The sequence below is a fragment of the Halioglobus sp. Uisw_031 genome, assembly GCF_047729875.1.
Lineage (GTDB): Bacteria > Pseudomonadota > Gammaproteobacteria > Pseudomonadales > Halieaceae > Marimicrobium.
Genome location: NZ_CP159826.1, coordinates 995,670 through 1,017,770 on the forward strand (window position 1 = coordinate 995,670; position 22,101 = coordinate 1,017,770).

Consider the following 22,101-nt stretch of genomic DNA (forward strand, 5'->3'; position numbering starts at 1 on the left):
ATAAAGAGTGTCGGCGATGGACGATGAAGCAATAGTCGCAGCGTTTGTGGAAACCCGGCAGCAGTCTGTGACTATCTGCGCGCCGCTGTTGCCAGAAGATTACAGCTTGCAGGCGGCCGCATTTGCCAGTCCGCCCAAGTGGCATCTGGCGCATACCAGCTGGTTTTTTGAAACCTTCATTCTTAAGCCCTTCGCCAGCGGCTATGAGTCGCCGCAGCCGCTGTATGAGGTGTTGTTTAATTCTTATTATAATGGCATTGGCGCGCAGCACCCCCGCGATCAGCGTGGTTTGTTGTCTCGTCCCCCACTGGAGGACGTGCTGGCCTACCGTGAATTCGTTGATGCCGCAGTGCTAGCGCTGGCTGCTGCTGCGAGTGATACAGCGCGCAAAACGATTCATGAGCGCATGCTGTTGGGCATTGAACACGAGCGCCAACATCAGGAGTTGTTTTTCACCGACTTCAAGTATTCTCTGAGTGCAAACCCACTGTACCCCGAGTACCTGTCACAAGCGCTATCCACGAGTGTCACTGCGCCGCCATTGCGGTGGCTGCGTGATGAAGGGGGCCTCATTACCATTGGCCATTCGGGACAAGGTTTTTGCTTTGATAATGAACTGCCACGGCATCGCTATTTTGTCGAACCCTTCGAGTTTGCCAGTCGGCTGGTAAGCAACGGTGAGTTTCAGGCCTTTGTTGATGATGGCGGATATCAGCGCCCAGAATTGTGGCTGGCTGACGGCTGGGCCATCGCAGTGGCGGAAGGCTGGACCGCACCACTGCACTGGTTGAACAGAGACGGCGAGCAGAGGGAGTTCACGCTGTACGGTTCACAGCCGCGTGATGCCGCTCGCCCGCTGTGTCATGTCAGCGGCTATGAGGCTGAGGCCTATGCTCAATGGGCGGGCGCACGGTTGCCCACGGAACAGGAGTGGGAGAAGGTCGCTGTTGACCAGCCTGATTCCCTTGGCGGCATGGACGATGGGCACTATCATCCACGAGTGGCTGCCGATGATAAAGGCGTAAGCCAACTCTATGGTGAATGCTGGCAATGGACTCGCAGCGCCTATACCCCCTATCCGGGCTACAAGCCCTCCCCGGGAGCCATCGGTGAGTACAACGGAAAATTTATGAGCAACCAGTGGGTATTGCGCGGCGGCTCCTGTGTAACAAAAAGCAGTCAGGCTCGACCCAGTTACCGAAACTTTTTTTACCCGCAAGACCGTTGGCAGTTCAGCGGTATTCGACTGGCCCGCACCCTAGACAAAGAGACAGATCAATGATGAAACAAGCGTCGCGCAAGAGCGACAAGGTGATGTTCAGAAATGAGCATCCCGACCTGAGTCACAGCCGTGAGGAAATCCTCGCCGGCTTGCAAACTACTCAAAAAACCGTGAACCCGAAGTGGTTCTACGACGAGTATGGCTCACAGTTATTTGACCAAATCACACGTCTACCCGAGTATTATCCCACGCGCACGGAAGTCGCTATTCTTACCGAGAACTGTGAACAAATCAGTGCGCGGTGTGGCCATGGCTGCTTATTTATTGAGCCTGGTAGCGGCTCCAGCGAGAAGGTGCGGATATTGCTCGACACCCTTCAGCCCTCAGCCTATGTACCAATGGATATCTCTGCAGATTTTCTGCAGTCGGCGGCCCTTGAGCTCGGTAGCGAGTACCCTTGGCTCGATATCTATGCGGTGTGTGCTGATTTCAACCAGGGCTGGTCTTTTCTCGATGATTTGCCGGCAGGAAAGCGCGTGGTGTTTTATCCCGGCTCAACGATAGGCAACTTGGAGCCGAACCTGGCGGCAGAATTCCTGATCCGGGTACGCGATATGATGGGTGAGAATGGTGGCGCCCTTGTTGGCGTTGATACGCATAAATCCAGTGATCGTCTGAACGCAGCGTATAACGACAGTCAGGGCGTTACAGCAGAATTTAACCTCAATGTGCTGCGCCGGTTAAATGAGGTGATGGATGCGGAATTTGAAGAAGACAGCTTTCACCACCATGCATTTTATAACACCGAGGCCCGGCGCATCGAAATGCACTTGGTCAGCGAGCGGGAGCAGTCGGTGCGCTGTAACGGCGGCACCGTGGAGTTTGCGCTCGGCGAAACCCTGCACACGGAAAGCTCTTACAAGTACACGCCACAATCATTTGCGGCACTGGTGGAGGCAGCCGGATTGAAGCTGGCGCAGAGTTGGATGGACGCCGACGAGTTATTCAGCGTGCACTACCTAGAACGCGCCTGAGCATCTACCAGTGCCCCGTGCCAGGTTCGCCCTTAAAGGGGCCCCTAACGCGATCGGTAATCCAGCCACCGTAGAACTTGCCTGGTTGTGGTCTCACTACCTCACTGTTTACTCGACACTCCACCCGCCCTGGATAGAACGATGCGTGTCGGTGAATAGCGGCGAAGCTGTTGCTGGGGTTGGCGTATAGCCACGCAATTGGCACCTGCTGTGGATCGCTGGCCAGCGCGTAATAACTAGCCTCGCCTTTCCACTCGCAGAAGCTACTCTGGCTGATCTTCACCAGTTGCCGCCAATCGATATCATTCTCGGGAAGGTAGTACGTGGGAGGGCTTGCCGTTTCCAGTACCCGCAGAGCCGATAGGCTGGTAGCGATGGGGACACTGGCATGACGCACCTCCACCCTTGCATCGCTGATCACCAGTATGGGAGGTCGTGGATAGTCCCACACTGATTCCTGGCCGGCGCTCGGTTCCTCAGCAAACGCTGGCCGTTTTTCCCCAGTATGTTCCCACATGCTCAATTTATACTCCTTGCTCGGCACGCATTTTCTGAGCGCCGCGAATAATGAAGTGGATGAATGCGATCCACAGGCAGACGTAAGCCAAGGTGTAGCCCCAAGGGGCAACCAGATAACCCACGAGTACTCCGATGACGGGCAGCATGGCCAGCCAATGGCCGGGCACCCAAGCATCCTGTGCCCACGATATCCATACGGCACTGATGGCGGAGAGGATCATCAGTCCCGCGAACAAAGGCAGTGCCCATGAGTAGAAATACATTAAACCGCCGAGCACGAGCGCGATGATGCCAGCACCCGAATGGATTACGGCACCGAGGTCGAGTGTGCTTTCATTTTCGGTTAGATTTTCAGGTTCAGACATAGGCAGCGATCATCGGGAAGACACCTCACGTTTTATATTACCACGCAACGAAGACGCTTATACCAAGTGTCTGCCAAAATTGGATAAGCTGCTAATCGTCGCATGAGTAGGCAACATTAGTCGTCCTACGACTACCACAGAATCGACCACACATCGGCTGCAAATCACAATGTAGGCCTTGAATGCACAGCTCTCTGTGCAGAACGCTATAAATATTCTTGCATGATGCTGGCCATTTGGAGGGGAAGTTCCTTTAGTTGAGGGATAGTTTTAGTCAAAAAATGGTTCGATCGCTACAGGCACAGATTTAAAGTTGGGTGTAAAGCTTCTAGGGTCGATACGCTTTTCACAGAGTACGTTGGCTTCGGGGTAATAAGCGAGAACGTTTCCAGGTGGTATGTCAAAAGCCTGCGCTTTCATGTTTTCAAGCTTCCCAGTTGAAGACCGCACCGTAATTTTGTCACCGTCATTGAGACAAAGGTGCTCCATATCTTCTTTTGATATCAGTACGGCGTCTCGGCCAGCGTTATAGCGATAACTGTCATTCTCTTCATAGATGATAGAATTGAACTGTCCTTCACTGCGAATACTGGCTAACAGAAAAGGATAGTCATTTGAGCCATTTCTAGGTTGAGGGATGGCATGTGTTTGAAAACTGGCGCGTTTATTCTCCGTGTTGAATTGAGGCGTATGCATTAAGCGATTACGCACATAAAACTCTTCCTTAGCGATGCCTATATCTTTCAGTTCTTCCATTCCTGGTACGGTTTTTGCGATTGCGTCGCGAATTTTTTCATGGGACCCAAACGCTTCAAAACTAAACGTTTTTTCGGCGGGTAAATCTCCATCAATTAGCCCCTTTCCTAAGGCAGAAAGAATGCTTACCTCCGATCGCACGTTATCGAGGCGACTAATGCCGCCGTCACTTAGGCGCACAAAGTTAAACATTGATTCCTGTGTTGTGGATTGGCTTTCTTCATCTCTTGCACACACAGGCAGCACGAGTACGTCGTTTTCAATGCCGTATAGGTGCCCCTGGTTCAAAGTGGTGGTGAGGTAAAGTTTAAAAGACACCTTGTTGAGTGCCGCTTCCGCCCATTTTGAATCAGGTGTCGCGCTGTATAAGTTTCCACCAACAATGCATGCATTATCCATTTCTCCTGCGTGAGCTGCTTCTAAAGACGCGAGTGTATTTAGGCCTTCTCGGATTGGCAATTTGATATCGAGTGTCTGTTCAATTTTTTGAAATACGTCAGACGATAAAATGGGCTTAACGCCGATGGTTCCGATGCCTTGTACATTACTGTGCCCTCTCAGAGGCAGTAAGCCAGCATGTGGTTTTCCGAGCATACCGCGAAGAAGGGCAAGATTGGCAATGTACTCAACGTTTTCTGATCCAAACTGATGATGAGTAATCCCCATTCCCCATGCAAATACGGCATTATTCGATTGACTGTAAAGCTCAGCCAGCTCATAAACCTTTGTTTTGCTGATACCAGTACTTTTTTCTATGTCGTTCCACGTTGTGCCATCGATATCATTTTTAAACGTGGAAAAATGATCCGTATAATTTTCAATGAAATTGTTATCTTCAGTCCCCAGTTCAAGAACTGCTTTTGAGATTCCCTTTAATAGCGCTATGTCGCCACCAATGTTGGGTTGTAAATACAATGACGCAATATCGGTGCCGCCTACAATCATTGAGGCGGGACTTTTCGGCACTGAAAATTTTACAAGTCCAGGTTCTTTTGCAGGGTTAATGATAATGATCTTTCCCCCGCGATCTCTGCAGTTTTTCAGTTGGTGTATTAGGCGCGGATGATTCGAAGCAGGGTTAGCGCCAATAATAAAAATGGTATCGCAATGCGCTAGATCTTTCAGTTCGATTGTCGCGGTGCCAGTGCCGATGGTGCTACCTAAACCAACACTCGTTGCCTGGTGGCAATAGTACGAGCAGTTGGTGACATTGTTTGTGCCGTACAGGCGTGCGAGTAGTTGTAATAGAAACCCTGCTTCGTTAGAGGAGCGGCCCGAGGCGTAAAAGAAACTTCTGTTAGGTTGGCTTTGTTGAAACCGCTCTATTGCGTACTGGAGAGCCCAATCCCATTCGACTTCTCGATAGTGTTGACTGCCTTTCGCCTTGTAAATGGGGTTACCTAATCGGCCTGTATGCTCTAGCTCTTTCGGTGAGAGTTCCCTTAGTTCGCTAATGCTATGTGAAAATACTTCGGACGGAATAGGTGATTGAATGTCGGTTGATTGCGCTTGAACACTTTTATTGCAAACCGAAGGGAATTCCCCAAGCTCATTAGTCATGCCGCCAAGCTGGCCACCCATGCCAAGACCGCATGCTTTGCAGGTGTTTTTTGCAGTGAGTGCTTTTGCTGAATTTTTTAAGCCAATGCGTCTTACTGCATTAAGTGTGTAGAGAACCTTTTTGGGTCCGCCACCTACAATTTTTCTCATAGACTTGTCTCATGTGACCTAAGTAGTAGTCATACGAACAAGTTAAAGCTATTGCTTCAGAGAAGGCAAGGTATGGTGCGGAAAAATGCTTTTACCGAAGCCGTCAGAATCACCCCATGAATACGCAAAAACTCACCGGTTTCTCGGAGACAGTATTTGTTTAGTCGTGTGTCCTGCTTCGGCTGAACCGTGATGATGCATTGTGCATTGACGAAGCGTCCGTGAACATCAACGCCGAACAATATCACCCCTGATGGGCTGTCGATCAGGGTGGTTACGCGGTTGATGCGTGTCTTCAGACGAAGCGGGATGGTGCTGTGGATAAGCTACTCTTTCTATAAGCCACCGTCTCGACCCCGCAAGGTTTCGGCCAGCTTCTGAGATTTGGATAGTCGTGTTACGCTGAAAGGCTCAGTCTAAAGGGGCACGACGATGAGACGTCTAATTACGTATGTTATCCGAGCACTGCTGCTAGTTTTAGTACTCGCAGCAGTGGCGTTCGCTGTAGCGCGCGGAGGACTGAAGGAGGTAGATCAGGCAACTCGAGACGAGTGGGGCGGCAGTTACCTGCAAACGGAACACGGCATCCTGTCTTATACCCGTGAGGGCCCTGTCGACGCACCTGCAGTAATACTTGTTCATGGATTTAGTACGCCTAAGTTTGTGTGGGAGCAGGTAATGCCTGCCGTCCTGGCAGCGGGCTATCAGGTCATCAGTTTTGATCATCTAGGCAGGGGGTTTTCTGATAGACCCGAAGGCCCCTATGATTCCGCTTTGTATAACAGCGAACTCGCAGGATTGATTCAAGGCCTGAAGCTCAACACGCCTTTGACGCTGGTCGGCTACTCAATGGGCGGTGCCAATGTCGTTGACTACGCGGCCTTACATCCTGAACAAGTAAAGCAGCTAGTGCTTATCGCTCCCGCGGGCTATAGGCGTAATGCACCTAATGCGTCGCCGCTGGCGATGCCAGTGGTGGGTGAGTGGCTGGCAACAGTTTTTGGTAGGGGTTACGCCCGCCAGGGTATTGAGTCTGAAATCAATGCAGGTAGAGCACCCGCGAATATGTTGGAAAAATTTGACCAGCAGGCAGCCTTTGCAGGCTACACCGATGCTCTGCTCTCCACACTTCGACATTTCCCGATGGCTGATTTTTCGGACCGTTATCGCATAGTGGGTGGCACTGACATTGCCGTGTGGGCTATCTGGGGCACTTCTGACACAGTCGTTCCCTTTGATGGTGCTAGCTTTATGATGGAAGACGTCCCTCAGATGAAACTCACTGAACTTAAAGGCGCCAATCACAATATGACCTATGGACAGGCCGATGATGTGGCTGCGGCGCTGGTGCATGCGCTTAAAGAGGGCTAATTAGCATACTTTCACTGCTGTCGAGAAATCGGGTATGCTGCTGACGTCATTTCAACAGGATAGCGCGTAATGAAGATAATGTTGACCACACTCCTTGCTGTAGCCGCACTGGTGATATTGGCTGTCGTTGCAGGATACGCGTGGCTCGCTCCGGAGGAGTTAGTAACATACAGCCCTGCCCCCGAGACAGTAAAAACAATTGAAGGCGGTGAAATTATTGGCTACCAGAATGACTTGGACGTGTCTGTGTGGCAGGGAATTCCCTATGCGGCCGCGCCGGTAGGCGAGCTGCGCTGGAAGGCACCGCGCCCAGTCACGCCTTGGGAGGGTCAGTTGCAGGCGCTTCGCCCCGGCAATGAGTGTGCCACCCAGCCCCGTTCCACTTCCAGTGAAAACCAGTCGGTGGACGGAAATGAGGATTGCCTTTTCCTCAACGTGTTTGCGCCTGCGAATGCCGAAAATTTACCTGTCATGGTTTGGATTCATGGCGGCGCCAATACCCGTGGCAGCGGCAGTATTATTCTCTACGAGGGTTCGCTATTAGCCGCTCGCCATCAGGTGGTGCTGGTAAGTATCAATTATCGGCTGGGTAACTTTGGCTGGTTGTCACACCCAGCGCTGCGTTCAGCGACTGCATCGCTTGAAGATAATTCAGGCAACTACGGCACACTCGATCAGGTTCAGGGGCTTAAATGGGTCAGGGACAATATTGCTCTCTTTGGCGGCAATCCCGACAAGGTCACTATTTTTGGCGAATCCGCCGGGGGCTGGAATGTACTCGCGCTGATGGCGTCACCCTTGGCTAAGGGCTTATTCCACGGCGCCATCGTCCAGAGCGGCGGGCTGGATATCGAGCCTCTGTGGGTAGCTGAGAACTACGTTGACGACGAACAAGCTGGTAGCCGCCTCAGTTCACGCGAGATTATCAATCAACTGTTCATTCTTGATGGCTCCGCCGAAGATGCCGCGGCCGCTCGTGCCAGGCAGGAATCAATGTCCTCGACAGAGCTAGCCCGGTATCTACGAGCAAAATCTACGGCTGAAATTTTTGCCGCTTATCGCAGTGAAGACGGCGGTCTTGTCACCACATTGCCAGACTTGATCGGCGATGGTCATGTGTTACCCGCCGGTGTTAGCTCCGAGCAGCTATTCTCTGATCCCGCCAATTACAACGCGGTCCCAGTGATGCTGGGTACCAATCTCGATGAAATGAAATTGTTCCTTAGCTTTAATCCCGACATGGTCAACACATTGATGGGTATTCCGACTGGGATTAAGGATCTGCAGCGTTACGACAAGTTCAATCGCTACAGCACCGACCGATGGAAAGTCATTGGCGTAGATCGTCTAGCCACAGTGATGCGTGCCGGCCAGGGAGACAACGTTTTCGCCTACCGCTTTGACGCCAAGGACTTGCGTGATTTCGGCCTGATCGATTTGCGCGACTTACTGGGTGCCGCACACGCACTGGAGATACCCTATGTGTTCGGCAACTTCCCCAAACCTTTCAGCGTGATGTACCCCTCAGACACACATGAAGCTCGCGATGCGCTGTCGGCGAGCATGATGTCTTATTGGGCGGAGTTCGCCTACAACGGAAAGCCCGGCCGCGGCCGTGATGGAGAGGAGCGAGAGTGGACTAGCTGGGTGAACGAGGGCGAAGACAGCGACCGTTTAATGATACTCGACAGTACGCTGGGCGACGGTATTCGCATGTCGCCAGAGCGCATTAGCATTGACGACCTGAAGCAGCGCCTGTTCTTGGACACCAGTTTTGCGGATCAAGAGGAGTACTGCATGGCCTACAGGACACTGTTTCTCGAGGATGATTTTGATCCCCAGGAATACGAAAGTCTAGGCGCGGAGGGTTGCGCTTTATAGGGAAATTATCGAGACACGGGAACAGTTTACCGAAGCAAATTGTTACTTCCTGAGTTTGGCAAAAAATAGCGCACCCTAAAAACGGCTAATGCATATTACCTGAGTTGAGTTGAGCAGAGCTGGCTTAACCCAGTTCGTGAATTCCTGAAAGAAGGTTGACAGGCGTCCCCGCATCATGTGATCGTTCCCTTTAGCGTAAAGCCTATCCCTGTAAATAATAATATAAATATAGGAAGGAATATGACGGTGCACACTAGAGTTGTCGAAAAAACATGCAGGTCCATGAGCTTTGCCCTAATGGTCGCGTTCTTATCATTTGGCGCTATTAGCGGCTGCAGTAACAGTAACGATGATAATGATTGGTTTGGGGCTGGCGATTCTGACGGCTCTGACGGGGGTTTGGGCGTTGTCGATCCCGATGCGGGCATTTACCCTAACATTCAAGTCATTCAACCCTTTTTGAGTGGGGCCATCGACCCCATTAAGGTCCAATATTGGGACCAGACCTACTATTGGGGGCCAGACAGTGATGGCAACGACGCCTGTTTTAAAGGGACCGTCGGAATCGAGGACTCTTCTAATCTTGCGCAAGAAACAGCTCCAGGCCCAGAATGCCCCACGTCTCTTGGCCAGGTGACCCCTTGCAACCCCGCGGCAGCCGCCGATACGGTCGCAAGCGGTGCGGTGCAACCCGCAATCTCCGGCTGTGAACATGACGGCGCCGCCTGCACCGATATCCTAGTCCCTGACATCACGGATGAAGTGACGTGTGAGTCAACGGTTCGTCAGGCCGACCCGATTGCCGCGGGCGCTGCCTGGTTTCAGAATATCGATGCCCCCGGCACCAAAGGCGGCACCGCCTCTCACTGGTGGTATGGCACCCGCGCCGACAAAACCTTTGACGCTGAGGATGGATACGGCGGTACGCAGATTGATTACATCAGCGATGCGACGAACATTAATATCGCCGCCAGCGGAGGTGGCAGGGGGCCCACCACTCGCGTAAACAACATCTATTTGTGCAGCAATAAAGACGTGGTGAACCCTGCCGAATCGCCCGATGTTTGCACACTCTCGAGTTTGTTCGGTAGCTGCGGTTATGCAGCAAACGGCGACCCTGGTGCATGTAAGATTAACAATATCGGTCTTGTGGACGGTGCCTACAATGTCTTCATAAGGTCAGCACTCGCGGGTGGCGGTTTTGGCGACGAGGCCATGGCGAAGGTGTCCGTCGGAATACTCACTGACGTCCCCTCGGCCAGTGTGGTCAGTTCACTCAAGCTCTTCGATGAATTGCTTTCCTCGAAGAACAGCGACCTGCTTCCAACGAGCATCGCTCTGCCCGTTGTTTCGGGTGCGCTTCCCCACCAGTGTCAGGCCAAAGCCTGCTCGCTTCAGGTAACGCAGCTCCAGGCAAAGGGTGTTAAGTTCGCCTTTGCGGACGTGCAACTTATGGGCACAACCCCACCGACGGTCGCGACTTTGACAGCGACAGCAAAAGGCTACGGTCTGACGATCGCAGACGTGCAGGCGTATATTCTCCAGGGTAATAAAGCAAACTTCGAGTCCTACAAGGGCCTGACGTCTACCATCAAGCTTGGCTTTATGAACGAATCGACAAAGTTCAATGTCAGCTGCAAGGAACCTAAAAGTGCCAACTGTACGGACCCTATGTGGAAAAATTCTGACCCCTCATGGGTGATCGCTGCTCTTTACACCGACGGCTACATAAAAGGACAGTCAGCGCTAATAACCCAGACGGCCGACTGCTACTGCAACAGCGATCCAGCTAAGGTGGCTGCTTCGCTCGACTACAACTATAAGGCGCAGTGCGCAGATGATCAGTCGTGCGGAATGCCCTTGGCCCTCTCATTCGAGGAGTGCAAAGACCAGCCGGGCCAGATCGAGCCGCTGCTAGGCTACAGCGGAACGGGGCGTTCGCCGCTCTCCGACTCCCCAGAGAATCTCAGGGCATTTCTCGCGGCGGTTGAGAAGGCATCGAGCACCTCCATCGTTTATTACCGTCTGGAATTCGCGCTTCTTCGCATTGCCGGTAACGCGACGCCGGTAGAGACGGGATGCAAAGTGGGAAAACCCATCAAAGAACACTTCCGATCATGTCGCGAGGTCGACGCCACCTGTCCCAATCTTTTCGAGCCGAATATTGCTTCACCGAACCCTCTGAGCCCGCCAAATCAGGCAATATAAATAAAGGCATGAATATGACTGCACGCACTAGACGTTTCGCAAAAACATGCAGGTCCATGAGCTTTGCCTTAATGGTCGCGTTCTTATCATTTGGCGCTATTAGCGGCTGCGGTAGCAGTAACGATGATAATGATTGGTTTGGGGCTGGCGATTCTGACGGCTCTGACGGGGGTTTGGGCGCTGTCGATCCCAATGCGGGCATTTACCCTAACCCACAGAACATTGCGCCTTTCGTGGGCGACGACCCCCGCAAACTTCAGTTTTGGGATTTGACCTATTCGTGGACAGACGATCCCGATGGCGGCACTGGCACGTGTACCAAAGGTAACGTGCAGATCATGAATGACGAGCTTCAAGTGACACAGACGGCGGCTGTATGCCCGGACAATATTGGTCAGGTTACGCCCTGCAACCCGCAAGCGGGCGAGGATGATCAGGGCAACAATGTCGTCGCAAGCGGAGCGGTCCGGCAGTCGGCTAAGGGGTGCATCAGGGATGGGCAGGGCGTTGCTAATTGTTCGGCGACCCCGGTATCCGGTCCCGCTGACGCATTGACCTGCCAACAGGCCGTTGAGCGGGAAGACCCGCTCGCCGCAGGCGCTGTCTGGTACCAGAGATTGGCAGGTATCCCGCCAGGCACTTCGGCAAATTATTGGTGGGGCAAAGCGTTCGGAGCGCAAGGGGGCGAGGCCAACACCTACGGCGGGACGCAGATGGTCTATTGGGGGGATTCAGAAAGCGCAATATCGGTTGCGGCAAGCGGAGGCGGCGAATATAGCAAAGAGGTTCAACCCATCTATATGTGCAACTCGGCAACGGCGGACGTTACAAACACAGACGATTGCGGACTGTCATCACTGTTTGGCACCTGTTTGAAGGACGGCCAAAATTGCAGGATCAATAATCTCACTGAAGATGCCGACGGTTTCTTTAATGTGTATTTCAAATCAGCACCCGTGGGTGGCGGCTTTGGCGGAGAACTCGTGGCGACGATGATTCCATCCAAGATTGCTTTCTTGGGCGACTTGTCGGTTAAAATCCCCCTCAATGACCCTCTTGAAAAGCTATGGCCAATCTTCAAAAATGAGGGCTTCAAAGGCCTTGCGTTTGACCCCACGGGCGTAAGCGACAAGACGCTTCAGTTGCTAAAAGACGACGGCCTGCAGTTTTATGCGGCTACCCAAGGGTGCGACGTATTTATCACCCGCCCGGATCCTAAGAAACCTCCTGTAAAACCACAAGAGCTGGTAGAGAACATTTTCAAAGCATGGCAAGGTTTTCTCAACCACCCCATTCTTCCCGCGAAAGCGATTATCTTTGACTGCGAGAGTGCCGGTCAAATGACTAAAGTAAAGCCGCCTCAATTGCCTCAATTCATCTACCCGCCTTGCACAGGTGATATTTCAATCGATGCGTGGTTTAAATTGCCGAGCCACGCGGCCGCTCTTAAAGCAATGCCAATCATCTTCGTCCGCGATTCTGGCACATGTGATGGACTATTCGAAGGTTACATGAAGGACGGCTATAATATGGCGCAACTGGCAGATGTCTACGACACCGCGAGCAGGAAGAATCTTGGCAACTGCACAAATGATAATGGCACACCGACCATTCTCAATACTATGATGTACTGTCCGTCCGACCAGGCAGGTAAATATCCAATCGCAATTCCTGCTAAGGACATTAACCCGCAAAGCGTTTCAAGCTATTGTCCGGAAAGTCCGGTGTGGACGTGGTTTGGCTGCAAAGAAAATGTGTGCACCGTGTCAAGCGTCACTGGTTGGCTAACTGGACAAGATGTGAACAAGTGTTTGCCTTGCAATGGCGCTCCTGGGCAATGCAAGTATATGAACGAGCTACCCGGTTCAGCAAGTAAGTTTCTTAGCGACATCGGTAACAGGCGCGGTTTCGCTTTGCCTGGATCCTCACCTCCACCCGGCCCAACCCCACCCGGCCCAACCCCACCCACTCCCGGCGGTGATGAATGCTCCGAGTCTTTTTGTAACGCGAACAGCGGTGCCAACTGCACCGCATCACCAGCCAATAATTGCGAATACTGTAACAAAAAAGCATGCCACCACTACTCCTCAGCGGCAGACGAAATGGGGGCTGGGTTTTAATGTGAGCCTGAGGATTTTAGCAAGTCAGGAGTGGTAGGACCTAGCATCTCGATCGGATAGAGCGTGACTTCGCAACAACCTCTATTCGGTAAAGCTGTGGCTGAGCAGAGCTGGTGTTCAGTCGCATAAGCGATGTTGCCATCTGAAAAGCCTAGCGCGCGTGTGTTGAAGGCGCGAGGTAATTGCACGGTAGTTTCTGCTGGAGGTAGGGCGTGACGATGAGTGCGATGTTTTTCTTCAAGCGCATAATGGTTGTGTTTTGGGCGCTGTGGTGGATGTTGGCGTTTTTGACCGACTTTCTGGGCGGCCTCTATTTATTGAATGTCTTCACAGAGCCTTGGGTGCCTCATTCAAACTATCCGGCGCTGGTGACTTCGCTGGTGCAGTATGATGCACCCAATTGGTTGCCGGCCGTATTTTTTGTCGGCATTATCGCCTGGTCTTTGCTGTCCGCACTCGCATTTATTTTTGCAGCACTTACACCAGCTCAGCCTTCACAGCGTTGGCGTGAAAGAGTCAATGCTGCGTTCATTATTTCCTTGGGTCTGTGGTTCGCATTTTTTATTTCAGACCAAGTCGTTATGATGTTTGACCTCGAACAAAATCATATGGTGCAAGGCGGCTTTCAGTTACTCACCTTCATGGCGATTCACTTTCTGCCAGACGATTAATTGTACGAGGTCTATTTTCGCTCACCTCCATATACTCACTAGCGACACTGAGCCACTGGCGTTGGATGCGCCAGATTTTCGCGGTATCTAGCAGGCAATCCGTTGCCGTTTGTAAGATCTGTGGAGTATCACTCAACAGCGACTTTTTGCGTACCGTCCGGCTCAGGTTCGGTTTTGCCCAGCAGCTTGCTGATATCTCTTCCCACAAAATACAGAACCGGCACCAGAAACAGCGTGATGAAAGTGGCAAATAACACGCCAAAGGCGATGGATATGGCCATTGGTTTCACAAATTGCGCCTGTAAAGAGGCTTCCAACTGGATAGGCAACAAGCCCATGAAGGTTGTCACTGAAGTCAGCACGACGGGACGGAATCGACGTACTCCACCGTCAATGACGGCATCTCGCCAGTGCTGCCCGCCTTTAGTGATGCGCGAACTGATATGGTCCACCATGACCAGACTGTCATTGACAACAATGCCACTCAACCCAATCATCCCGATGGCAGACAGCATGCTCACGCTATTGCCGAGAATGAGATGCCCCAGTATGGCGCCCACCAAACCGAAGGGTATAACCGACATGATGATAAGAGGCAAAGCGTAACTGCGCAGTGGTACCGCCAGCGCGGCGTAAATCATCAGCAACACCGCGACAAGGCCGAGGCCGAGAGTATCGGTGGTCTTGGCCTGCTCTTCTGCTTCACCGCTCAAGCGTGTTGAAACACCGGGATAGCGAAGTAAAATATCCGGCAATAGGTCGTTAGTAATCGCCTGATTAACCTGGCTCGGCTCCACCGTAGATTTATCGACATCCGCTTCTACGTTGACCACACGCTGGCGATTGAAGCGATTGATAACACTGACCCCGACCCTCTCTGTGGCTTCGCCCACCACCTCAAATGGCACCTTGCCGCGCCCGGGGACATCGATCCACATGGATCGCAACGACTCCAGAGTGGCTCGCTCCTCGGCAGGAAAGCGCACATACACCCTGACTTCATCGCGACCGCGTTGCAGACGCTGAATTTCAGCGCCGAAAAAAGCCTGACGCACCTGCGTTGCGAGTTCGACCTGCCCCAGTCCAAGGGCATCGCCTTCGGCGGTAACGCTTATATCAAGCTCCGGCCCACCTGCATCAAAACTATCCCTGATGTCATAGACACCTGCATACGCCACCAATGCGGCTTTCAGCTCGCCGGCGGCCTCACGCAACATGTCGAGGTCCTGTCCTGACAGTTCGACATTGATGGCAGAGCCGGAAGGCCCCGCATTGGCATCAAAGGTTAGTGACTGTATGCCACTGAGTTCACCCAGACTTTCCCGCAGCCAGCCTGCGAGCTCAACAGATGTGATAGTGCGCTCGGTGCTGGGTAATAATTCCACCGTGAGTTTTGACTCAGTGTCCTCTGTTGACAGTGACATCAACTCCAGAATGACACTCTCTTCGGAGTTGGTCTGCTGTTGATAGCGCGTATTCATATCCATCGCGGCCTGTTCGATACGCAATGTGTAATCGTGGGTTTTCTGCCAGGCTGTGCCCTGTGGCATTTTCAGGCTTATAGTGATGGAGTCGGAGGGGATGTTGGGGAAGAACACAAACCTGACAATGCCCGCCGGTACCAGCGCTAGACAAATTATCAGGCCACCCACAAACAGTGCCAGCGTGGTGTAGCGGTAATGCACGGCGAGGTCTAATGCAGATCGATAACGGGTATCTGCAAAATGTTGAAGGGACTTGGCACAGCCCTGCTGCACAGCGGAAAATTTCGCGCGCAGAGTGGGGGAGTCGGTCGGTTTTGAAGATATACGGATATGGCGCAAGTGTGACGGCAGAATCAATTTTGTTTCCAACAGTGAAAATAACAGGCTCAACACCACCACGGGTACGATATGTGACAGGATCATGGCAAAACCTTCCGTCACGAACCAGGACGGTGCAAATGCCAGCATCGTGGTCATGGCGCCAAAAATGGTTGCCACTGTCACCTTTCTTACGCCTCTTACAATACTGTCCAGCCCCTGATCTTCCTCCTCCAGCTGAGCATAGGCACTTTCGGCGGTGACGATGCCATCATCCACCAGCATGCCCAGCACCAGAATAAACCCAAACACCGAGATGACATTGATAGAAACGGGTAAACCCAATAAGTTAATGACTAAAAGCGCGCCGAGAAATGAAAAAGGCACACCCAGAATGACCCAAAATGCCAGCGACAGGTTTAAGAATAATGCGAGGGTGAGCATGACTAATACGGCACCCTGTAAGGCACTTTTCAGCATTAACTGAATCCGCCCATTAAGGATCACGCTTTGGTCAGACCAGGCTGTCAACTCAACACCCTGAGGCAACTGTGCCTGTTTGCGTTCGACAAACGCGCGTAAATCCTTGGTCATTGCGAGTATGTCCTGATCACCCACTCGGTCCACCTCTAGAGTAAGCGCAGGTTTGCCGTTGAGGCGACTGAGCACCGGTTGTTCTTCAAAGGTGTCACGGACGGTCGCAACATCTCCCAGCGTCACCCGAGTACCATCATCTCGGCTAATCAGAGTTAATGCTGCAAAATCAGCACCGCTATAGGCTTGCCCAACAGAGCGGAGGGTGATTGAGCCGGTTTCTGTGCGTAGCTTTCCGCCGGGGAGATCGCGTGACCGCGCTTGCACGGCTCGCGCTACATCGCCGAAGGACAGGCCATAGCGACGTAGTTCAGGGTCAGATACTTCTATGGATATTTCATAGTCGCGCGCACCGCTAATCGTAACCTGGGTAATGCCGGGCAGTAGCAGCACTTCATCGCGCAGCTGTTCAGCAAGATCTTTTAACTGGCGTTCTTCAAGGGCCCCGTAAAGCGTCAGTCGCATCGCTCTAGTCCGGCGGATCACCTCATCTACTATAGGCTCTTCGGCATCCAGTGGAAAAGCGGCGATGCTATCCACTCTGGTCTTAATTTGCGCTAGTGCTTTGCCCATAGACGTTCCGGGGACAAGCATCACTGTCACTAAGCCGGAGCCTTCCCTGGAAACAGAGCGGATCTCATCCACTCCAACGATATCCTGCACCGCCTCTTCAATCTTGCGCACAATACCTTCTTCCACCTCTTCCGGGGAACTCCCCGGGTAGGGCACTGTGATCGTCACAGTATCAGAGGGAAACGTTGGGAACACCTCCTTAGTAATGCCACCTATGGAGGCTAAACCGCCGACCATAACAACCAACATCAGGAGATTCGCAGCCACCGAGTTGTTGGCCATCCAGGCGATAAGGCCTCTCTCTTTTGGGCTTTCCATACTACTGCGCCACACTCACGGGCATGCCTTCCACCATAATATCGAGGCGCGAAAGAACGACCTGATCGCCGGCAGAAAGCCCGTCACCGACGATGATGCTGTCCTGAGTTCTGCGCAACACGGTAACCTTCTGCTTTGCCAAACTCCCCTGCTCAACCACAAAGACAGAGTTATCAGCGTACAGCGCCGATCTGGGTACAGCGACGGCATTCGGAATAGGCTTTCCGTCTATGGCAGCTTCAACAAATAATCCAACAGACAATGGCCGTGGATGCCGACGGGTGTCATAGGGGCTATCGACCTCAGCGACCAAATAGAACACTCTGGTCTGTTCATCAACACGCTGCTCTAGGCGCACCAGCCGCGCCATCCACTGAGTGTCAATATTGCCGAATTTGGCGGTCAGTAAAGCCTCTGGCCAGCTGCCATCAGCAGACTGTCCATAGCTTACAAAGCTCACATCGGATGCGAGTAACGGCAACCTGATCTCAACACTGCCGGTGCTTAGCAAGCGCACGAGAGCGGTGCCGGCCTGCACATACTGGCCGAGATCAACCCGCTTACTGTCAATAACGGCATCGAAGGGTGCCGCTATGACGGTGTTTTGGAGGTCTACCTCTGCCTGTCGCAACCTGTCCTTGGATGCCTGCACTTGGGCCTTGGCTTCATCAATCGCTGCACGCATTACCACCACCTGGACTTCTGCTAGAGACAGCTCAGCACTGGCCACTCCTGCTTTCGCGCCCGACAAGGCAACTTCATAATCTATAGGGTCAATACTTAACAGGGCCACACCCTGCAACACTGCGCCTCCCTCGACAAATTCTGGCGATACCTCAATAACACGACCCGATACCTCGCTGACCAGCTCGATATCGTGTTTAGAGCGCACGGTTCCTCTAGAACTGATGGTGACGGCAACCGGCCCCGGCGCAACTGTCAGAACTTCAACGAGTGGCGCTACCACCACACTTTCACGCTGCGGCAATTCTGATCGGCCGGTAACCATAACAAAAGCAACCGCGATACAAGCTGCCAACACCAGCAGCGGAACACCGCGCCTTAAACCTGTTTTCTGCATTGCTATCTATCCGATTTAGTATGTCGAGCATAGGGGTGTAAGACACCTATTGGCGCGCATTCTACTACAGGTAAAGTCCTTTCTGTACTCTCTGCATGACGGCCGAATGAAGCGATGATGCTTGTCCTCTCATAGGTGGAATGCTTGAAAAAGGCATGTCCATCGGTGCTCTTGACTGTTTTTTCGGCGTTTGAGATGCTTGTAGTGATAAGGGTTAACATCTGGTTAGCAGTGATCCTTGATCTCTTTGGGAATATTTTTGGGTTGCTGTGATGGCTGACGATCAAAGGCCTCAGTATTTAGCCGAACTCTTTGGATGGCCTCTGATGAAACTATTTTCTAGTCTACGGGTACTTTTCCTGGTCTTAGTCTGCAGTTCGTGTGGTCGCGATGAGATGACTATGGAGGTTATGGGAACTGCCTATAACGCTTTGCCAGGTCAGACCCAAGGCGATCCAGAGATCGGTGCGTGGGGAGATAAACTCGACGTGAATATTCCTTCCATTGCCGTGTCGCGCGACTTAATCAACCTTGGGTTGGTGCATAATGCGAAAGTCAGGATTGAGGGTTTTCCTGGAAACTATCTGGTGCGCGACAAACTGAATAAACGATTCACTCAACAAATTGATATCTTTATGGGTTCGGAGCGCGACGCTGCGATAGCGTTTGGGAAGAAAACCGTCCGCATCTACTGGACGCCTGCTCCTATAGAAAAATAAAATAATGTTATCAGCGGTAAAATAAAAATTCATAATCCTTATCAGTACGAAATGCGTGCTACGATGTTAGAGGATTTCTATATTCTCCAAACAGTGCTCAGCCCGCGCTAAAATGTTGGTCTTAACGTCTGGATCCATCTTTTCCCACGTGCGATAGGCCATCGCCGTTCTAGGGTTACGAGAAAAGGTGTCGCCGTGGCGCTGCATAAAATGCCAATAGAGGCTGTTAAAAGGGCAGGCCTGTTCAGTGAAACGCTCTTTGACACTGTAATGACAGCCGCTGCAGTAATCACTCATCTTATTGATATAACTACCACTCGCGGCATAGGGCTTGGTGGCAATAAGGCCTCCGTCAGAAAACTGACTCATACCTCTGGTATTGGGCATTTCTACCCACTCAACAGCATCGATATAAACGCTTAGATACCAGTCATCAACCTGATCGGGATTAACGCCTGCGAGCATCGCGAAGTTTCCCGTCACCATAAGCCGCTGAATGTGATGTGCGTAGGCATAATTCAGCGATTGATCTATGGCTTGCTGCATGCATGCCATCTTTGTCTTTCCTGTCCAATAATACTCAGGTAGATCACGTTGAGCATCGAGCTCGTTGCGTTGGGCATAACCCGGCATATTCGCCCAGTAGACGGCACGAATATATTCTCGCCAGCCAAGAATTTGGCGTACAAAGCCTTCAATCTGAGCCAAATCAACACTAGAGTCTGTACGATCAAAATATTCGATAGCGGTTTCAATGACTTGCATGGGATGCAGTAGCTTGCTGTTTAGCGCAAAGGATAGCCGCGAATGATAAAGGCTCCAGCGATTTTCGCCATGCCGAGTCATCGCGTCTTGGAAACGACCGAAATTCGGTAGGCAGTGTTGACAAAAAAAATGCAGCAGTTGCATGGCCTGGAGATGGTTGATAGGCCAAGGTAAATTATCGGTTGCTTCCCCTACAGACTTTATCTGATGTTTTTCAATGCGCAGCAAAATCTCGCCGACATCATTGCTAAATAGCAATGGTTCCGGCACAGCCGCAAGGTCTGCGGGCTTCAGTTTTTTCCGATTCTCTCCATCAAAATTCCAACGATCGCCACGAGGTTGATCCGCATCCATCAAGATATTAAAGCGTTTGCGCATTTTGCGGTAGAAGGATTCCATGCGGTTGTGTTTACCCGCATTGATAGTTTGGCTGATTTCGTCCTGAGGCAGCAAAAAATGCTCGCTGTCGTAACAGGTTATGTGAAGCTGAGGACCTAAATCTAAGTTCCTCATCTGCTCCATTAAGCGAAATTCATCGGGAGCTTGATAGTCAAAATTTTCGACTCCGTAATGTTCACACAAAGAGCGGATCATATGACCGAGACTTTCATACTGAACCGTCTCATCTAGGCTGTAATGTTGAACTGTGTGGCCATCTGCTTTTAGGGATTGTGCAAAATCAGCCATGGCGGCAAAGAAGCTACAAAGCTTCTGGATGTGGTGGGTAACGTAAGTCGCCTCTTGATGGATTTCAGCAATAACATAGAGTACCCCGTCGTCTATATTTTTATACCAAGAGTGTTCTCGATTCAGCTGGTCGCCGAGCACGAGCCTAATAGTGTGAAAGTTATTCATATTTGATCTGCTGTAACGGAGTCTGATATCGGCCAGTCGGCAGCGTCTACCGAGTCGAGCACGGCAGAACACTCCTTTCCCGCCCATTTCTGGATGAAAAGATTACCTGGGTCATATATTTTAGTCTGCTTGGCGAGATCAAATTGACGGTGCCCTCTGGGGTCTGAGCCTACTCCGGCCAAATACTGCCAGTTACCCCAGTTAGACGCCACGTCATAGTCAATCAGTTGCTCCTCAAAATAGGCAGCCCCATAGCGCCAATCCAGATTGAGTTCATGAACAAAGCAACTAGCCGCCAACTGGCGCCCACGATTCGACAAGTAACCGCTGCTATTGAGCTGGTTCATGCAGGCGTTCACGATAGGGTAGGGGGTATTCCCCTGACACCATTTTTGGTAGCGCTCGGCATAAAAACTCGTGCTTGGTTTGTGCTGTTTAATGCCACTAAAAGAAAATAATTGAACGCCGTACTTACGGGCATAGTATTGAAAGTAGTCACGCCATAAAAGCTCAAAATAGATCCAGTAAGTCGAATCGTTCTTCTCCACTGACTGTTCATATTTTTTGAGCGCTTTCGTTACTGTTCTTGGAGACAGGTTGCCGTTGGCTAACCAAGGGCTGAACTTGGTTGAATAGTCCATGCCGTCTAAGCCATTTCGCGTTGTTTTGTAGCTGCTGGCTAAACTTCGGGCGAAGTACGCCTGCAAATGCTTGGCTCCATTACTCTCGCCACCTCTGAACAGAGGACTCGGGTTCTGGTTGAATGCCGGGAACAGCCGCTGCCACTGGCTGACTGTCGCGTTTGCTGGGGGTCGTGGTAGTGACTTCGGCGCGTCTAGAGGGTTACTGATGTCAATGGGCTCTACTTGGCGACGAAATTTGGAAAAACTATCGGGTAGCGCATCGAGGGGAAAAGGCAATTGCGCAGGGCTAATCAAACTGCTGCTACTTGTGTGACTAAAAGCAATCATAGGATAACGTTTTTGTAGTAATTGCCAGACCTCATTGTCATAGTAATCTGCGGAGGAACTACCGTAGATTGCACCAATATCATGGCGCGTGATGAGCTGTGCAATGGCTTCTAGGGCCGGTGCATAGATGACTTCGAGCTGCTGCCCAAGCTGGCTTAGGCTGCCATTCAACTCTGTGAGGCTTTCTTTAAGGAACTGTAGGCGATGATCTGATAACCGATTTGGAGATTTATTGCCTGGAGAAGCGGGCGGCAGGCAGTAAATGCAAATCAGACGGTCCACCTCCTGGGAAGCTCGCACAAGCGCAGGATTATCGGCGATGCGCAAATCGGTATGAAACCAAAATAAGCCAACCTTATGCATAAGTGCTAATTCTCTGAGGATGTGGCCAGTTGAGGCTTTATTGCAGTGCTTACTGATAGTACCGTACGCTATAAAAATGTCTTTGGATCAATTTGTTGAGAAGGTATTCGTAAGCTAACCGTTGTGAGCCAAACAACCTGATCTTTGAGCCTACGGTCATCGGCCTATTCCAATTTTCTAGTGCAGAGAGACTGATGTACAGC

At 51.6% G+C, this 22,101-nt stretch carries 15 protein-coding genes; 8 read left to right on the forward strand and 7 right to left on the reverse strand.

The window, feature by feature from the left end:
* Nucleotides 1-16: 16 nt before the first annotated feature.
* Both egtB and egtD read left to right on the forward strand, forming a co-directional pair.
* Entirely contained in the window at nucleotides 17-1,282 is a 1,266-nt protein-coding gene (gene egtB, locus ABXT62_RS04660) for an ergothioneine biosynthesis protein EgtB (RefSeq protein WP_415357436.1), read from the forward strand.
* Complete coding sequence (gene egtD / locus ABXT62_RS04665; protein WP_415357437.1) at nucleotides 1,279-2,256, forward strand: L-histidine N(alpha)-methyltransferase; 978 nt, start codon at nucleotides 1,279-1,281, stop codon at nucleotides 2,254-2,256. The genes egtB and egtD overlap by 4 nt, the downstream gene beginning before the upstream one ends.
* Nucleotides 2,257-2,260: 4 nt before the next feature.
* Here the strand turns inward: egtD and ABXT62_RS04670 are convergent, their stop codons facing one another.
* The 3 genes from ABXT62_RS04670 to ABXT62_RS04680 all read right to left on the reverse strand — a co-directional run bounded on the left by ABXT62_RS04670 (nucleotide 2,261) and on the right by ABXT62_RS04680 (nucleotide 5,606).
* Nucleotides 2,261-2,773 (reverse strand): DUF427 domain-containing protein, encoded by a 513-nt coding sequence (locus ABXT62_RS04670; RefSeq protein WP_415358165.1) that lies wholly within the window; start codon nucleotides 2,771-2,773, stop codon nucleotides 2,261-2,263.
* 7 nt (nucleotides 2,774-2,780) lie between these two features.
* Nucleotides 2,781-3,140, reverse strand: coding sequence for a hypothetical protein (locus ABXT62_RS04675; protein WP_415357438.1), 360 nt, complete (start codon nucleotides 3,138-3,140; stop codon nucleotides 2,781-2,783).
* A 270-nt stretch (nucleotides 3,141-3,410) separates the two neighbouring features.
* On the reverse strand, nucleotides 3,411-5,606 hold the full coding sequence (locus tag ABXT62_RS04680) for an FdhF/YdeP family oxidoreductase (RefSeq protein WP_415357439.1): 2,196 nt from the start codon (nucleotides 5,604-5,606) through the stop codon (nucleotides 3,411-3,413).
* Between the two features lie 432 nt (nucleotides 5,607-6,038).
* Between ABXT62_RS04680 and ABXT62_RS04685 the strand changes: the two genes are divergently transcribed.
* The 5 genes from ABXT62_RS04685 (at nucleotide 6,039) to ABXT62_RS04705 (ending at nucleotide 13,857) form a co-directional block, all read left to right on the forward strand.
* Nucleotides 6,039-6,977 carry an alpha/beta fold hydrolase gene (locus tag ABXT62_RS04685; RefSeq protein ID WP_415357440.1) on the forward strand — a complete coding sequence of 313 codons (939 nt, stop codon included), beginning with the start codon at nucleotides 6,039-6,041 and terminating at the stop codon, nucleotides 6,975-6,977.
* A gap of 69 nt (nucleotides 6,978-7,046) precedes the next feature.
* Nucleotides 7,047-8,858 carry a carboxylesterase/lipase family protein gene (locus tag ABXT62_RS04690; RefSeq protein WP_415357441.1) on the forward strand — a complete coding sequence of 604 codons (1,812 nt, stop codon included), beginning with the start codon at nucleotides 7,047-7,049 and terminating at the stop codon, nucleotides 8,856-8,858.
* Nucleotides 8,859-9,140: 282 nt separating this feature from the next.
* Nucleotides 9,141-11,066: a hypothetical protein gene (locus ABXT62_RS04695; RefSeq protein ID WP_415357442.1), complete on the forward strand. Its 1,926-nt coding sequence runs from the start codon at nucleotides 9,141-9,143 to the stop codon at nucleotides 11,064-11,066.
* Nucleotides 11,067-11,122: 56 nt separating this feature from the next.
* Nucleotides 11,123-13,186, forward strand: coding sequence for a hypothetical protein (locus tag ABXT62_RS04700; RefSeq protein ID WP_415357443.1), 2,064 nt, complete (start codon nucleotides 11,123-11,125; stop codon nucleotides 13,184-13,186).
* A gap of 212 nt (nucleotides 13,187-13,398) precedes the next feature.
* A complete protein-coding gene (locus tag ABXT62_RS04705; protein ID WP_415357444.1) occupies nucleotides 13,399-13,857 on the forward strand; it encodes a hypothetical protein in 459 nt (152 codons plus the stop codon).
* Nucleotides 13,858-13,985: 128 nt separating this feature from the next.
* Here the strand turns inward: ABXT62_RS04705 and ABXT62_RS04710 are convergent, their stop codons facing one another.
* Both ABXT62_RS04710 and ABXT62_RS04715 read right to left on the reverse strand, forming a co-directional pair.
* Nucleotides 13,986-17,144, reverse strand: coding sequence for an efflux RND transporter permease subunit (locus ABXT62_RS04710; RefSeq protein WP_415357445.1), 3,159 nt, complete (start codon nucleotides 17,142-17,144; stop codon nucleotides 13,986-13,988).
* Between the two features lies 1 nt (nucleotide 17,145).
* Nucleotides 17,146-18,225 (reverse strand): efflux RND transporter periplasmic adaptor subunit, encoded by a 1,080-nt coding sequence (locus tag ABXT62_RS04715; RefSeq protein ID WP_415357446.1) that lies wholly within the window; start codon nucleotides 18,223-18,225, stop codon nucleotides 17,146-17,148.
* A 326-nt stretch (nucleotides 18,226-18,551) separates the two neighbouring features.
* Here ABXT62_RS04715 and ABXT62_RS04720 point away from each other — a divergent pair, with 326 nt between their 5' ends.
* Nucleotides 18,552-18,944, forward strand: a complete 393-nt coding sequence (locus tag ABXT62_RS04720) for a 3D domain-containing protein (protein WP_415357447.1) — start codon at nucleotides 18,552-18,554, stop codon at nucleotides 18,942-18,944.
* Between the two features lie 66 nt (nucleotides 18,945-19,010).
* Here the strand turns inward: ABXT62_RS04720 and ABXT62_RS04725 are convergent, their stop codons facing one another.
* Both ABXT62_RS04725 and ABXT62_RS04730 read right to left on the reverse strand, forming a co-directional pair.
* Nucleotides 19,011-20,564, reverse strand: a complete 1,554-nt coding sequence (locus ABXT62_RS04725) for a cryptochrome/photolyase family protein (RefSeq protein ID WP_415357448.1) — start codon at nucleotides 20,562-20,564, stop codon at nucleotides 19,011-19,013.
* On the reverse strand, nucleotides 20,561-21,898 hold the full coding sequence (locus ABXT62_RS04730) for a DASH family cryptochrome (protein WP_415357449.1): 1,338 nt from the start codon (nucleotides 21,896-21,898) through the stop codon (nucleotides 20,561-20,563). Before ABXT62_RS04730 ends, ABXT62_RS04725 begins: the two co-directional genes overlap by 4 nt.
* Between the last annotated feature and the right edge of the window lie 203 nt (nucleotides 21,899-22,101).

Coding starts and splice junctions, on each gene's coding strand:
- egtB (WP_415357436.1), top strand. CDS start 17: ATGGACGATGAAGCAATAGTCGCAGCGTTTGTGGAAACCCGGCAGCAG.
- egtD (WP_415357437.1), top strand. CDS start 1,279: ATGATGAAACAAGCGTCGCGCAAGAGCGACAAGGTGATGTTCAGAAAT.
- ABXT62_RS04670 (WP_415358165.1), bottom strand. CDS start 2,773: ATGTGGGAACATACTGGGGAAAAACGGCCAGCGTTTGCTGAGGAACCG.
- ABXT62_RS04675 (WP_415357438.1), bottom strand. CDS start 3,140: ATGTCTGAACCTGAAAATCTAACCGAAAATGAAAGCACACTCGACCTC.
- ABXT62_RS04680 (WP_415357439.1), bottom strand. CDS start 5,606: ATGAGAAAAATTGTAGGTGGCGGACCCAAAAAGGTTCTCTACACACTT.
- ABXT62_RS04685 (WP_415357440.1), top strand. CDS start 6,039: ATGAGACGTCTAATTACGTATGTTATCCGAGCACTGCTGCTAGTTTTA.
- ABXT62_RS04690 (WP_415357441.1), top strand. CDS start 7,047: ATGAAGATAATGTTGACCACACTCCTTGCTGTAGCCGCACTGGTGATA.
- ABXT62_RS04695 (WP_415357442.1), top strand. CDS start 9,141: ATGAGCTTTGCCCTAATGGTCGCGTTCTTATCATTTGGCGCTATTAGC.
- ABXT62_RS04700 (WP_415357443.1), top strand. CDS start 11,123: ATGAGCTTTGCCTTAATGGTCGCGTTCTTATCATTTGGCGCTATTAGC.
- ABXT62_RS04710 (WP_415357445.1), bottom strand. CDS start 17,144: ATGGAAAGCCCAAAAGAGAGAGGCCTTATCGCCTGGATGGCCAACAAC.
- ABXT62_RS04715 (WP_415357446.1), bottom strand. CDS start 18,225: ATGCAGAAAACAGGTTTAAGGCGCGGTGTTCCGCTGCTGGTGTTGGCA.
- ABXT62_RS04720 (WP_415357447.1), top strand. CDS start 18,552: ATGAAACTATTTTCTAGTCTACGGGTACTTTTCCTGGTCTTAGTCTGC.
- ABXT62_RS04725 (WP_415357448.1), bottom strand. CDS start 20,564: ATGAATAACTTTCACACTATTAGGCTCGTGCTCGGCGACCAGCTGAAT.
- ABXT62_RS04730 (WP_415357449.1), bottom strand. CDS start 21,898: ATGCATAAGGTTGGCTTATTTTGGTTTCATACCGATTTGCGCATCGCC.